Source organism: Candidatus Clostridium eludens, assembly GCF_045310515.1.
Classification (GTDB): domain Bacteria; phylum Bacillota; class Clostridia; order Clostridiales; family Clostridiaceae; genus Clostridium_B; species Clostridium_B eludens.
Genome location: NZ_JBJHZX010000239.1, coordinates 1 through 209 on the forward strand (window position 1 = coordinate 1; position 209 = coordinate 209).

1 protein-coding gene is annotated in these 209 nt (G+C 34.9%); it reads left to right on the plus strand.

All coding sequences use genetic code 11. From position 1 onward, the window contains the following. Positions 1 to 209 (plus strand): hypothetical protein (locus tag ACJDU8_RS25965; RefSeq protein ID WP_406795057.1); only part of this gene is annotated, 209 nt, incomplete at both ends.

Here is a 209-nt window from a genome sequence, read left to right on the forward strand (position 1 = left end):
GCAGTATTTGTACTTAAAGTAGTTAAACTTGGAAGATCAACATATTACTATAATTTAAGCGTAGAAGGCAAAGAAAAAGCCAGACCTAAAGGTGGAAAGCCAAAAGGATACAGTATAAACGGAGATGGTGAAAAAGTATGCGATGATCAGATTAAGGAATTTATTTTGGAGGCCATTGACGGGGATGCTATTAACTATGGATATAGAAA